We start from the raw sequence: 12,735 nt of genomic DNA, 5'->3' as shown, positions 1-12,735 counted from the left end.
GTCTCCCACAGTCTGTACTGCGTCAACAGTCAGAATCCGGCATTTAGTCCCACCACCCCTTCAAGTCTAACCATACAAGCCGGCTTGCCGGCGATGGGCTGCGCAGCAGCCCCCATAGCAAAGCTGTAATAGCCCGAGCGCGCTCGACGGGACTAGCGAGCATCTAGGTCCGCTTTGCGGCCCATCGCCCGCAAGCCGGCTTTGTCCCCACCCCTCAATGATGCTTGCGCGGCACCGGCTTGAGCAGCTCGTCCGGCGGCATCTCGCACTTGATCTTGCGCCCCAGCAGCGTCTCGATCGCAGGCAACTGATATGAATCATCCTCACCGGCAAAGCTGATCGACACACCATTGGTGCCGGCACGGCCCGTACGGCCGATACGGTGCACGTAGTCATCCGGGTCTTCCGGCAGGGTGAAGTTGATCACATGGCTGATGCCGTCGATGTGAATGCCTCGCCCCGCCACGTCGGTGGCCACCAGCACGGTGATCCGGCCTTCGCGGAAACTTTCCAGGGTACGTATGCGCTTGTGCTGCGGCACGTCGCCCGACAGCTGGGCGGCATTGATACCGTCGCGTACCAGTTTCTCCTCGATACGCCGCACTTCGTCCTTGCGGTTGGCGAACACCATCACCCGCTCCCACTTGTTCTGGGTCACCAGGTTGTACAACAGCTTGTACTTGTCGCTGCCCGCCACCGCGTAGACGTGCTGTTCGACGGTTTCGCTGGCGACATTCTCCGGCTCGATCTCGACGATCGCAGGGTTGGTGGTCCACTGCTTGGCCAGGTTCATCACGTCGTCGGTGAAGGTGGCAGAGAACAGCAGGGTCTGGCGCTCGCTCTTGGGTGGGGTCTGGCGGATGATCTGCCGCACCTGTGGGATGAAACCCATGTCGAGCATACGGTCGGCTTCGTCCAGCACCATCACCTCGACCATGTCCAGATGCACATCGCCGCGCTGGTTGAAGTCCAACAGGCGGCCAGGGGTGGCCACCAGGATGTCGCAGTGGCGTGCTTCCAGCGCCTTGAGCTGCTTGTCGAAGTCCATGCCGCCGACGAAAGTCATGACGTTCAGGCCGGTGTATTTGGTCAGCGCGGCGGCGTCCTTGGCGATCTGTACCACCAGCTCGCGGGTAGGCGCGATGATCAGCGCACGCGGCTCGCCCATGTAGCGCTCTTTGGGCGGCGGCGTCTGCTGCAGCTGAGAGATGATCGAGATGAGGAACGCGGCGGTCTTGCCGGTGCCGGTCTGCGCGCGGCCGATGGCGTCCTGCCCGCGCAGGGTGTAACCCAATACCTGGGCCTGGATCGGCGTGCAGTAAGGAAAGCCCAGGTCATGGATGGCGTGCATCAGCTCGTTGGAGAGCTTGAAATCGTGGAAGCGGGTCTTGCCTTCCTGTGGTTCGACCACGAAGTCTTCAGGCTTCCAGAGGCTGGCCTGGGGTTTGGGCTTGCGTTCGCGACGGGGCTTGTCCTTGGCCGGCGGCTCGGCTTTGGCCGCGGCGACAGGCAATGGAGCCTTGGCGGCGGCTTCGATGCGCGGCGTGGAGGGCTGCGGCTCGGGCTGAGCTACGTGCGCCGCAGGCGGCGTGATGCTGGCAGCAGGAGCGACGGCCTGAGGTGCCGCGTCTCCCTTGCCGAATATTTTCTTGAGTGCCTTGAGCACGATCGTCTCATCAACTGATTAAGGAATGTACGCCGGGCAGTGTAATGCAAGATCTGGGTGCGGCGTAGCGGAATGCGCCCACAACTACAAGAGAGCCTGACTATTGCAGTTGCGTGCTCAGCCAGTCGTGGATATCGCTCAGCTCTGCCACCACCACCTCGTGCTCCATTGGGTATTCCTGCCAGCGTGCGGCCACGCCCCAGGTGTTCAGGTACTCGAAAGCGGTGCGGCCCATGGACGGGATCACCACCGGGTCGTGCACCCCATGCAGGCACAGGGCCGGGGTGCGTTGCTGACAGGCGCTCAGCTGATGGGTGTCGTTGAAGGTCGGTGCGTAGGTCGACAGTGCGATCACACCGCCCAGCGCTTCTTGCCACTTTATATAGGCGGTGTGCAGCACGACCGCGCCCCCTTGGGAGAAACCGGCCAGGATGATCCGCGTCAGGTCGATGCCTTTGGCCCGCTCGGCTTCGATAAGGGCAATGATCTGGTCGGCCGATTCTTCCAGCTGCGCTTCGTCGATGGCGCGGGCCGGGGTCATGGCCTTGATGTCGTACCAGCTGGGCATGGCATAGCCGCCGTTGATGGTGACTGGCCGGGTCGGCGCCTGGGGCATGACGAACCGCGTGCTCAGCAGACGTTCCTGCATGAATTCGGCAACCGGTAGGAAGTCGTAACGGTCGGCGCCCAGGCCGTGCAACCAGATCACACAGGCATCTGCGGTTTTCTGGGGTTCGAGAATCAACGGGTGGGTCATGACTGCTCCGAAAGTGTGCGAATCGTATGAAGGCATGCGCAAAAAGAAGGCGCTGGAAATGATTGTCGGAAAAAGAATGTCGCAACGATACAACTTTCCCTACTTGACGAGCGCTTAAACGCTTTAGCCGCCAACTATGGTACGCCCCTTGCTATGAAACCTGCGATGCAAGGGTCGGGCCGGTACGGTAACACCCTTGACACGCGAAGGCTGTCATAGAACAGCCCATTGCGCCATTGACCCAATAACAAGCCAACAAGGGTCGGATGCGCCTCATAAGGGTGCGGTGCAATTCCGGCTCGTACAACAAGAGCGATTTGGAGGTTGTGAATGAAGATGTTGAAAACCACCCTGGCAGTCCTCACCGCTGCCGCCGCGCTGGGCGCCGTGAGCAATGCCCAGGCCGGCGCCACCCTCGATGCGGTCAAGAAGAAGGGCTTCGTCCAGTGTGGCGTGAGCGACGGTCTTCCAGGCTTCTCGGTTCCTGATGCGCAGGGCAAGATCATCGGTATCGACGCCGATGTCTGCCGCGCCGTGGCCGCCGCCGTGTTCGGCGATGCCACCAAGGTCAAGTTCAGCCAGCTCAACGCCAAGGAACGCTTCACTGCGCTGCAGTCCGGCGAAGTCGATGTGTTGTCGCGCAACACCACCTGGACCAGCTCGCGCGATGCCGGCATGGGCCTGGTGTTCACCGGCGTCACTTACTATGACGGCGTTGGCTTTTTGGTCAACAAGAAGCTGGGTGTTTCCAGTGCCAAGGAGCTCGATGGCGCGACCATCTGCATCCAGGCAGGTACCACCACCGAGCTGAACGTCTCCGACTACTTCCGCGCCAACGGCCTGAAGTACACCCCGATCACCTTCGATACCTCCGACGAAAGCGCCAAGTCGCTGGAGTCTGGCCGTTGCGACGTGCTGACCTCGGACAAGTCGCAGCTGTTCGCCCAGCGTTCCAAGCTGGCCGGCCCGACCGACTACGTGGTGCTGCCGGAAACCATCTCCAAGGAGCCGCTGGGCCCGGTGGTACGCAAGGGCGACGAGGAGTGGTTCAGCATCGTCAAGTGGACCCTGTTCGCCATGCTCAACGCCGAAGAGGCTGGCGTCACCTCGAAGAATGTCGAGGCTGAAGCCAAAGGCACCAAAAATCCTGACGTCGCCCGCCTGCTGGGTGCCGATGGTGAGTACGGCAAGGACCTCAAGCTGCCCAAAGACTGGGTAGTACAGATCGTCAAGCAAGTGGGTAACTATGGCGAGGTGTTCGAGAAGAACCTGGGCCAGAGCACTGACTTGAAGATCGACCGTGGCATGAACGCCCTGTGGAACAACGGCGGCATCCAGTACGCGCCACCTGTGCGCTGATGGCTGCACCCTGCGGCGGCATTCCGCCGCCGCAGGCTGTTCGAATCCCTACTGTCCGGGGCACTTCATGCAAAATCAAATCGGCGCACAAAAGGGGCTGACCCTGAGCGATCCACGTGTGCGCGCGTGGTTGTTCCAGATTCTCACGATCATCTTCGTGGTGGGTCTGGGCTGGTACCTGTTCCACAACACGCAGACCAACCTGCAACACCGGGGCATCACTTCCGGTTTCGACTTCCTCGACCGCAGTGCCGGCTTTGGCATCGCCCAGCATCTGATTCCCTACGTGGAGTCCGACAGCTATGCACGCGTGTTCGTGATCGGCTTGCTCAATACCCTGCTGGTCACCTTCATCGGCGTCATCCTGGCAACGATCCTGGGGTTCATCATCGGTGTGGCGCGCCTGTCACCGAACTGGATGATCAATAAGCTGGCGACGGTGTACGTCGAGACATTCCGCAACATCCCGCCGCTGCTGCAGATCCTGTTCTGGTATTTCGCCGTGTTTCTGACCCTGCCGGGGCCACGGGGCAGCATCAGCTTCGACGATGCCTTCTTCATCAGCAATCGTGGCCTGAACATGCCCGGCGCTACCATGGCCGAAGGCTTCTGGCCATTCGTCGCCGCCCTAGTGCTGGCGATCGTGGCAATCATGGCGATGGTGCGTTACGCCAACAAACGCTTCAACGAAACCGGAGAACCGTTCCACAAGTTCTGGGCAGGGCTTGCCCTGTTCCTGGTGATCCCTGGCCTTTGTGCGTTGCTGTTCGGCAGCCCTGTGCATTGGGAAAACCCGCAGCTCAAAGGTTTCAACTTCGTTGGCGGGTGGGTTCTGATTCCGGAACTGCTTGCGCTGACCTTGGCACTGACCATCTACACCGCCGCGTTCATCGCCGAAATCGTGCGCTCGGGCATCCGTTCGGTCAGCCATGGCCAGACCGAAGCCGCCCGTTCGCTCGGGCTGCGCGAAGGCCCGACGCTGCGCAAGGTGATCATCCCCCAGGCACTGCGGGTGATCATTCCGCCGCTGACCAGCCAGTACCTGAACCTGGCGAAGAACTCGTCGCTGGCGGCCGGCATCGGCTACCCAGAGATGGTCTCGCTGTTCGCCGGTACCGTACTCAACCAGACCGGCCAGGCCATCGAGGTGATCGCCATCACCATGAGTGTCTATCTCGCCATCAGCATCAGCATTTCGCTGCTGATGAACTGGTACAACAAGCGCATTGCGCTGATCGAGCGGTGAGGATACGCCCGTGAATGCCCATGTTTTCAAACCTGACATGCCGCCACCGGTCAAGACCGTCGGCGTGCTCGCATGGATGCGGGCAAACCTTTTCTCCAGCTGGATCAACACCCTGCTGACCCTGTTCGCCGTGTACCTGATATGGCTGATCGTGCCGCCGCTGCTGCAGTGGGCGTTGATCGACGCCAACTGGGTCGGCACCACGCGCGCCGACTGCACCAAGGAGGGCGCCTGCTGGGTGTTCATCCAGCAGCGCTTTGGCCAGTTCATGTACGGCTACTATCCGGTGGAGTTGCGCTGGCGCGTGGACCTGACCGTATGGCTTGCCGTGCTGGGCGCCGCGCCGCTGTTCATCAAGCGTTTCCCGCGCAAGGCCGTCTACGGCCTGGGCTTTCTGGTGGTGTATCCGATCCTGGCCTACACGCTGCTGCATGGCGGATACCTTGGCCTGGCAAGCGTGCCGACCAGCCAGTGGGGCGGGCTGATGCTGACCCTGGTCATCGCCACGGTGGGTATCGTGGGCGCCTTGCCGCTGGGCATCCTGCTGGCCTTGGGGCGGCGTTCACGGATGCCTGCGGTGAAGGTGGTCTGCGTGACCTTCATCGAGTTCTGGCGTGGGGTGCCGTTGATCACCGTGCTGTTCATGTCGTCGGTGATGCTGCCGTTGTTCCTGCCCGAAGGCATGAGTTTCGACAAGCTGCTGCGGGCCATGATCGGCGTGATCCTGTTCCAGTCGGCGTACATCGCCGAGGTGGTGCGCGGTGGCCTGCAGGCCATCCCCAAGGGGCAATATGAGGCCGCTGCCGCGATGGGCCTGGGCTACTGGCGTTCGATGGGCCTGGTGATCCTGCCGCAGGCGTTGAAGCTGGTGATCCCTGGCATCGTCAATACCTTCATCGCCCTGTTCAAGGACACCAGCCTGGTCATCATCATCGGCCTGTTCGACCTGCTCAACAGCGTCAAGCAGGCTGCCGCCGACCCGGCCTGGCTGGGCATGGCCACCGAGGGCTATGTGTTCGCAGCCCTGGTGTTCTGGATCTTCTGTTTCGGTATGTCCCGCTACTCCATGCACCTGGAGCGCAAGCTGGACACTGGCCACAAGCGTTAGGAGTTTCGAAATGAGTGAAGCGATCAAGCAGCCTGCCGGCCCAGAAGGCATCATCCAGATGCAGGGCGTCAACAAGTGGTACGGCCAGTTCCATGTACTGAAGGACATCAACCTGAACGTGCGCCAGGGTGAGCGTATCGTGCTGTGCGGGCCGTCCGGCTCGGGCAAGTCCACCACCATCCGCTGCCTCAACCGCCTGGAAGAACACCAGCAGGGGCGCATCGTGGTCGATGGTGTGGAGCTGACCAACGACCTCAAGCAGATCGAGGCGATCCGCCGTGAGGTGGGCATGGTGTTCCAGCACTTCAACCTGTTCCCGCACCTGACCATCCTGGAAAACTGCACCCTGGCGCCCATGTGGGTGCGCAAGATGCCGCGGCGCAAGGCCGAGGAAATCGCCATGCACTATCTGGAGCGGGTACGCATCCCGGAGCAGGCGCACAAGTTCCCGGGGCAGTTGTCCGGTGGCCAGCAGCAGCGCGTGGCGATTGCCCGGGCGCTGTGCATGAAGCCGAAGATCATGCTGTTCGACGAGCCGACCTCGGCGCTCGATCCGGAAATGGTCAAGGAAGTGCTCGACACCATGGTTGGCCTGGCCGAGGACGGCATGACCATGCTCTGCGTGACTCACGAAATGGGCTTTGCCCGCACCGTGGCGAACCGGGTGATCTTCATGGATAAGGGGGAGATCGTGGAGCAGGCTGCGCCTGATGATTTCTTCGACCGGCCGCGCAGTGACCGTACCAAGCTGTTCCTCAGCCAGATCCTGCATTGAGGCAATTGGGGCCGCGCTGCGGCCCATCGCCGGCCAGCCGGCGATGGGCTGCAGAGCAGCCCTTCTGTTATTTCGCTTCTTCTGGGGCAGCTGCCGGAGCAGGTGGCGGCCGCAGGCCCACCTCGGCGATCAGCTTCAGCTGCTGACCGTTACGCATCACCTCGATGGTGATTTTCTCGTTCGGCTTGATCCGCGCCACCTGGTTCATCGACTTGCGCCCGTCACCGGCCGGCTCGCCATTGATGCTCAGGATCACGTCACCGAGTTGCAACCCGGCCTTCTGCGCCGGGCCATCGCGGAAAATGCCCGCGACAACGATACCGGGGCGGCCCTGCATGCCATACGATTCGGCCAGTTCCTGGCTCAGCGGCTGAACTTCGATACCCAGCCAGCCACGAATCACCTGGCCATGCTCGACGATCGACTTCATCACCTCCAGTGCCAGTTTGACTGGGATGGCGAAGCCGATGCCCTGTGAACCGCCAGATTTGGAGAAGATCGCCGTATTGATGCCGACCAGGTTGCCGTTGGCATCGACCAGTGCGCCGCCGGAGTTGCCCGGGTTGATCGCTGCGTCGGTCTGGATGAAGTCTTCGTAGTTGTTCAGCCCCAGCTGGTTGCGGCCAGTGGCGCTGATGATGCCCATGGTAACGGTCTGGCCGACGCCGAAGGGGTTGCCGATGGCCAAGGTGACGTCACCGATGTGGATGGTGTCGGAGCGGCCGATGGTGATTGCCGGCAGGCTCTTGAGGTCGATCTTCAAGACTGCCAGATCGGTTTCGGGGTCGCTGCCGATCACCCGTGCCAGGGTTTCGCGGCCGTCTTTGAGGGCCACGACGATCTGGTCGGCGCCGCTGGTGACGTGGTTGTTGGTCAGCAGATAGCCCTCGGGGCTCATGATCACCGCCGAGCCCAGGCTCGACTCCCAGCGCCGCTGCTTGGGCAGGTTGTCGCCGAAGAAACGGCGGAACTGCGGGTCTTCGAACAGCGGGTGGGCGCTCTTGTTCACCACCTTGGTGGTGTACAGGTTGACCACGGCGGGGGCGGCGAGGGTGACGGCGTCGGCATAGGACACCGGGCCTTGCATGATCTGCGTGGTCTGTGGCGCTTGTTGCAGGTTTACATCCTGGCTGGGCAGGCCGACCCACTGCGGGAAGCGCTGAATGATCAGTATGGCGATCAATATGCCGGTAAGCAGGGGCCAGCCAAAATAACGCAAAGCCTTGAACATGAACGAATCCTGGGAGTGGGCGAGGGCCATGGTGGCGCGGCGGAGCGCGAACGCGCGCGATCATACACCGGTTTCCCCAACGCCGGCGACGGCCCATAATGGCGGCCATTATACGGGCGTTGTTCCCGTTGATCGTGCAGATTTCGAGGAGATTTTCCATGGCCGTCGCCCTTGACACCCTGGTTGAAGAAGCCGAGCGTTACCTGGGTAGCGCAAAAATCCAGGATTACTGCCCCAATGGCCTGCAAGTCGAAGGCCGTCCGCAGGTCAGCCGCATCGTCAGCGGCGTCACCGCCAGCCAGGCACTGCTCGATGCCGCAGTCGAGGCACAGGCCGACCTGGTACTGGTGCACCACGGTTATTTCTGGAAGGGCGAGAACCCGTGCATCACGGGGATCAAGCAGCGCCGCTTGAAAACCCTGCTCAAGCACGACATCAGCCTGTTGGCCTTCCATCTGCCGCTGGATGTGCACCCTGAAGTTGGCAACAACGTGCAACTGGCCCGCCAACTGGATATCACTGTCGAAGGGCCGCTGGACCCGAATAACCCCAAGGTGGTCGGGCTGGTAGGTTCGCTGGCCGAGCCTGTGACGGCGCGCGATTTCGCCCGCCGTGTGCAAGAGGTCACGGGGCGTGAGCCGCTGCTGGTCGAGGGTGACCAGGTGATCCGTCGCGTCGGCTGGTGTACCGGCGGAGGGCAGGGCTATATCGATACGGCGATCGCGGCCGGGGTGGACGTGTTCATCAGTGGTGAGGCGTCCGAGCAGACCTACCACAGTGCCCGCGAAAATGGCGTGAGCTTCATTGCCGCCGGGCACCATGCCACCGAGCGTTACGGTGTGCAGGCGTTGGGCGACTACCTGGCCCGGCGCTTTGCCCTGGAGCACCTGTTCATCGATTGCCCGAACCCGATCTGAGGCCATCTTCGGCCCAATCGCGGGCAAGCGGGCCTCCAGTGCATGGGCGTCGGTTTGCCGGCGAAAGGGGCCGCAGAGCGGCCCTTCGATAGCCAAACCCCCAGTCATATCGTTAGACCTTTTCGATCTAGTCAGGCGCCTAAATAGAATCAGCCGCTGTGATAAAGTGGCTCGCTCGAACACGGCCCGAAGGCCGTCCATAAGATCGTTTTACGTGAGTAGCCATGGTCGACAAACTGACGCACTTGAAACAGCTGGAGGCGGAAAGCATCCACATCATCCGCGAGGTGGCCGCCGAGTTCGACAACCCGGTGATGCTCTACTCGATCGGCAAGGATTCCGCCGTGATGCTGCACCTGGCACGCAAAGCCTTCTTCCCAGGCAAGCTGCCGTTCCCGGTGATGCACGTCGACACCCAGTGGAAATTCCAGGAGATGTACCGCTTCCGCGACAAGATGGTCGAGGAAATGGGCCTGGAGCTGATCACCCACGTCAACCCTGAAGGTGTGGCGCAGGGCATCAACCCATTCACCCATGGCAGCTCCAAGCACACCGACATCATGAAAACGCAAGGCCTCAAGCAGGCTTTGGACAAGCATGGTTTCGACGCCGCTTTCGGTGGTGCCCGCCGCGACGAAGAAAAATCGCGTGCCAAAGAGCGCGTCTATTCGTTCCGTGACAGCAAGCACCGCTGGGACCCGAAGAACCAGCGCCCGGAACTGTGGAACGTCTACAACGGCAAGGTCAACAAAGGCGAGTCGATCCGCGTGTTCCCGCTGTCGAACTGGACCGAGCTGGACATCTGGCAGTACATCTACCTCGAAGGCATCCCGATCGTGCCGCTGTACTTCGCTGCCGAGCGTGAAGTCATCGAGAAGAACGGCACCCTGATCATGATCGACGACGACCGCATCCTCGAGCACCTCTCCGAGGAAGAGAAAGCGCGCATCGTCAAGAAGAAGGTGCGTTTCCGTACCCTCGGTTGCTACCCGCTCACGGGTGCTGTCGAGTCGGAAGCCGAAACGCTCACCGACATCATTCAGGAAATGCTCCTGACGCGCACTTCCGAGCGCCAGGGCCGAGTCATTGACCACGATGGCGCTGGCTCCATGGAAGACAAGAAACGTCAGGGCTACTTCTAAGCTTCAAGTTACAAGCGGCAAGCTGCAAGAAAGAAGCGAAACGCGTTAGCTTCTGAAATTTGCGGACTGCCGCCTGCTCTGCGGCGCACAGGGAGTGCTCGCAGTGGATTTTGAGAAGTTACTGGTTTGGCAGAGAAGCAAGTGCTTAGCGGTCGAGATGTATCGGGCTTTTGCCGAATGCCGAGATTTTGGGTTCCGATCTCAGATCACACGCTCAGCTGTTTCAATACCCTCCAATATTGCTGAGGGGATGGAGCGTAGAGGATGGCGAGAGAAGGTCTGGTTTCTCAGCGTAGCGAAAGCCTCCAGTGCGGAGCTGCGTACGCAACTGATCATCGCCGGTGAAATAGGTTACCTGCCCGCTGAATTGGCTAACGACTGGATTAACGAAACCCGCGAGCTCTCCAAAATGCTTGCAGGGTTGATCAACAAAATTTCTAACTAGCTGTATGCCGACAAGCTTGCTGCTTGAAGCTTACAGCTTGGAGCTTGAATGCAATGAGTCACCAATCCGATCTGATCAGCGAGGACATCCTCGCCTACCTGGCTCAGCACGAGCGTAAAGAACTGCTGCGTTTCCTCACCTGCGGCAACGTGGATGACGGCAAGAGCACCCTGATCGGGCGCTTGCTGCACGATTCGAAGATGATCTACGAGGACCACCTCGAGGCCATCACCCGTGATTCGAAGAAGTCCGGCACCACCGGCGAAGAAGTCGACCTGGCGCTGCTGGTCGATGGCCTGCAGGCCGAGCGTGAGCAAGGCATCACCATCGATGTCGCCTACCGCTATTTCTCCACCGCCAAGCGCAAGTTCATCATCGCCGACACCCCAGGCCACGAGCAGTACACCCGCAACATGGCCACCGGCGCGTCCACCTGTGACCTGGCGATCATTCTGGTCGATGCCCGCTACGGCGTGCAGACCCAGACCCGCCGGCACAGCTACATCGCTTCGTTGCTGGGCATCAAGCACATCGTCGTCGCGGTCAACAAGATGGACCTCAAAGGCTTCGATGAAGGCGTCTTCGAGGCAATCAAGGCCGACTACCTGAAGTTCGCCGATGCCATCAACCTGACCCCGAGCAGCCTGCACTTCGTGCCGATGTCTGCGCTCAAGGGCGACAACGTGGTCAACCGCAGCGAGCGTTCGCCGTGGTACACCGGCCCTGCGCTGATGGAAATCCTCGAAACCGTCGAGGTCGCGGCCGACCGCAACTTCACCGACCTGCGTTTCCCGGTGCAGTACGTCAACCGTCCTAACCTGAACTTCCGCGGCTTCGCCGGTACCCTCGCCAGCGGCGTGGTGCACAAGGGCGACGAAATCGTCGTGCTGCCCTCGGGCAAGAGCAGCCGGGTCAAGTCCATCGTCACCTACGAAGGTGAACTGGAGAACGCCGGCCCAGGCCAGGCCGTGACCCTGACCATGGAAGACGAGATCGACATCTCCCGTGGCGACCTGCTGGTACATGCCGACAACGTCCCACCGGTGACCGACCAGTTCGACGCCATGCTGGTATGGATGGCCGAAGAACCGATGCTGCCGGGCAAGAAATACGACATCAAGCGCGCCACCAGCTACGTGCCGGGCTCGATTGCCAGCATCACCCACAAGGTGGATGTGAACACCCTCGAAAAAGATGCAGCCAGCGCGCTGCAGCTGAACGAGATCGGTCGCGTCAAGGTGTCGCTGGACAGCGCCATCGCCCTGGACGGCTATGACAGCAACCGCACCACCGGTGCGTTCATCGTCATCGACCGCCTGACCAACGGCACCGTCGGCGCCGGCATGATCATCGCCCCGCCTGTTCTGCCGCACGGCAGCACCGGCCAGCATGGCAAGCAGGCCCACGTGTCTACCGAAGAGCGCGCGCTGCGCTTCGGCCAGCAACCGGCCACCGTGCTGTTCAGCGGCCTGTCCGGCGCTGGCAAGAGCACCCTGGCCTACGCCGTGGAGCGCAAGCTGTTCGACATGGGCCGTGCAGTGTACGTGCTCGATGGCCAGAACCTGCGCCACGACCTGAACAAAGGCCTGCCACAAGACCGCGCTGGCCGCACCGAGAACTGGCGCCGCGCCGCCCATGTGGCGCGCCAGTTCAACGAAGCTGGCCTGTTGACCCTGGCTGCCTTCGTCGCCCCGGATGCCGAAGGCCGCGAGCAGGCCAAGGCGCTGATCGGCAAGGACCGCCTGGTGACTGTTTACGTTCAGGCCTCGCCGCTGGCGTGCCGCGAGCGTGACCCTCAGGGCCTGTACGCTGCCGGTGGCGACAACATCCCGGGTGAAAGCTTTCCGTTCGATGTGCCGCTGGATGCAGACCTGGTGATCGATACCCAGAACACCAGTGTTGAAGAAGGCGTGAAGCAGGTGCTGGATGTGCTGCGCCAGCGTGGCGCTATCTAAGCATTGCTGCTTGTGAAAAACCCCGCTTCGGCGGGGTTTTTTGTTGTGCGCCAGGCATGGCGCGTTGCGCGTCAGCGCAACCCGCTTGGCTGTGGTGGCCGAGTGGGTGACTTGGAGGTGAAAGTCCTCTACAC

At 61.4% G+C, this 12,735-nt stretch carries 11 protein-coding genes; 8 read left to right on the top strand and 3 right to left on the bottom strand.

The annotated features are described in order from the left end of the window. Window positions 1-214: 214 nt before the first annotated feature. Window positions 215-1,666 carry an ATP-dependent RNA helicase RhlB gene (gene rhlB / locus ACIPZC_RS25725; protein WP_400630327.1) on the bottom strand — a complete coding sequence of 484 codons (1,452 nt, stop codon included), beginning with the start codon at window positions 1,664-1,666 and terminating at the stop codon, window positions 215-217. A gap of 100 nt (window positions 1,667-1,766) precedes the next feature. Then, window positions 1,767-2,423: an alpha/beta hydrolase gene (locus ACIPZC_RS25720; RefSeq protein ID WP_241806634.1), complete on the bottom strand. Its 657-nt coding sequence runs from the start codon at window positions 2,421-2,423 to the stop codon at window positions 1,767-1,769. 330 nt (window positions 2,424-2,753) lie between these two features. Here ACIPZC_RS25720 and ACIPZC_RS25715 point away from each other — a divergent pair, with 330 nt between their 5' ends. From ACIPZC_RS25715 to ACIPZC_RS25700, 4 genes are all read left to right on the top strand, one after another. Further along, a complete protein-coding gene (locus tag ACIPZC_RS25715; protein WP_241806635.1) occupies window positions 2,754-3,782 on the top strand; it encodes an amino acid ABC transporter substrate-binding protein in 1,029 nt (342 codons plus the stop codon). Window positions 3,783-3,849: 67 nt separating this feature from the next. Next, window positions 3,850-5,028: an amino acid ABC transporter permease gene (locus ACIPZC_RS25710; protein WP_400630325.1), complete on the top strand. Its 1,179-nt coding sequence runs from the start codon at window positions 3,850-3,852 to the stop codon at window positions 5,026-5,028. 10 nt (window positions 5,029-5,038) lie between these two features. After that, window positions 5,039-6,136, top strand: a complete 1,098-nt coding sequence (locus ACIPZC_RS25705) for an amino acid ABC transporter permease (protein ID WP_241806637.1) — start codon at window positions 5,039-5,041, stop codon at window positions 6,134-6,136. Window positions 6,137-6,146: 10 nt separating this feature from the next. After that, window positions 6,147-6,911 (top strand): amino acid ABC transporter ATP-binding protein, encoded by a 765-nt coding sequence (locus ACIPZC_RS25700; protein WP_054899237.1) that lies wholly within the window; start codon window positions 6,147-6,149, stop codon window positions 6,909-6,911. 67 nt (window positions 6,912-6,978) lie between these two features. Here the strand turns inward: ACIPZC_RS25700 and algW are convergent, their stop codons facing one another. Beyond that, window positions 6,979-8,142, bottom strand: coding sequence for a Do family serine endopeptidase AlgW (gene algW / locus ACIPZC_RS25695; RefSeq protein WP_241806638.1), 1,164 nt, complete (start codon window positions 8,140-8,142; stop codon window positions 6,979-6,981). Window positions 8,143-8,300: 158 nt separating this feature from the next. On the opposite strand from algW, the gene ACIPZC_RS25690 reads away from it, so the two are divergent. From ACIPZC_RS25690 to cysN, 4 genes are all read left to right on the top strand, one after another. Continuing rightward, a complete protein-coding gene (locus ACIPZC_RS25690; RefSeq protein WP_241806639.1) occupies window positions 8,301-9,059 on the top strand; it encodes a Nif3-like dinuclear metal center hexameric protein in 759 nt (252 codons plus the stop codon). Between the two features lie 224 nt (window positions 9,060-9,283). Beyond that, window positions 9,284-10,201, top strand: a complete 918-nt coding sequence (gene cysD, locus ACIPZC_RS25685) for a sulfate adenylyltransferase subunit CysD (protein WP_054884652.1) — start codon at window positions 9,284-9,286, stop codon at window positions 10,199-10,201. 103 nt (window positions 10,202-10,304) lie between these two features. Then, the gene (locus ACIPZC_RS25680; protein ID WP_400630321.1) at window positions 10,305-10,646 is read left to right on the top strand and encodes a four helix bundle protein; all 342 of its coding nucleotides are present in this window, start codon (window positions 10,305-10,307) and stop codon (window positions 10,644-10,646) included. A gap of 53 nt (window positions 10,647-10,699) precedes the next feature. Next, on the top strand, window positions 10,700-12,601 hold the full coding sequence (cysN, locus tag ACIPZC_RS25675; RefSeq protein ID WP_400630319.1) for a sulfate adenylyltransferase subunit CysN: 1,902 nt from the start codon (window positions 10,700-10,702) through the stop codon (window positions 12,599-12,601). Window positions 12,602-12,735 lie beyond the last annotated feature (134 nt).

The organism is Pseudomonas sp. NPDC089743 (assembly GCF_044748785.1).
Classification (GTDB): domain Bacteria; phylum Pseudomonadota; class Gammaproteobacteria; order Pseudomonadales; family Pseudomonadaceae; genus Aquipseudomonas; species Aquipseudomonas putida_X.
This window is presented reverse-complemented; position numbering and strand designations above follow the sequence as displayed.

Coding starts and splice junctions, on each gene's coding strand:
- ACIPZC_RS25715 (WP_241806635.1), top strand. CDS start 2,754: ATGAAGATGTTGAAAACCACCCTGGCAGTCCTCACCGCTGCCGCCGCG.
- cysN (WP_400630319.1), top strand. CDS start 10,700: ATGAGTCACCAATCCGATCTGATCAGCGAGGACATCCTCGCCTACCTG.
- ACIPZC_RS25710 (WP_400630325.1), top strand. CDS start 3,850: ATGCAAAATCAAATCGGCGCACAAAAGGGGCTGACCCTGAGCGATCCA.
- cysD (WP_054884652.1), top strand. CDS start 9,284: ATGGTCGACAAACTGACGCACTTGAAACAGCTGGAGGCGGAAAGCATC.
- ACIPZC_RS25690 (WP_241806639.1), top strand. CDS start 8,301: ATGGCCGTCGCCCTTGACACCCTGGTTGAAGAAGCCGAGCGTTACCTG.
- algW (WP_241806638.1), bottom strand. CDS start 8,142: ATGTTCAAGGCTTTGCGTTATTTTGGCTGGCCCCTGCTTACCGGCATA.
- ACIPZC_RS25720 (WP_241806634.1), bottom strand. CDS start 2,423: ATGACCCACCCGTTGATTCTCGAACCCCAGAAAACCGCAGATGCCTGT.
- ACIPZC_RS25700 (WP_054899237.1), top strand. CDS start 6,147: ATGAGTGAAGCGATCAAGCAGCCTGCCGGCCCAGAAGGCATCATCCAG.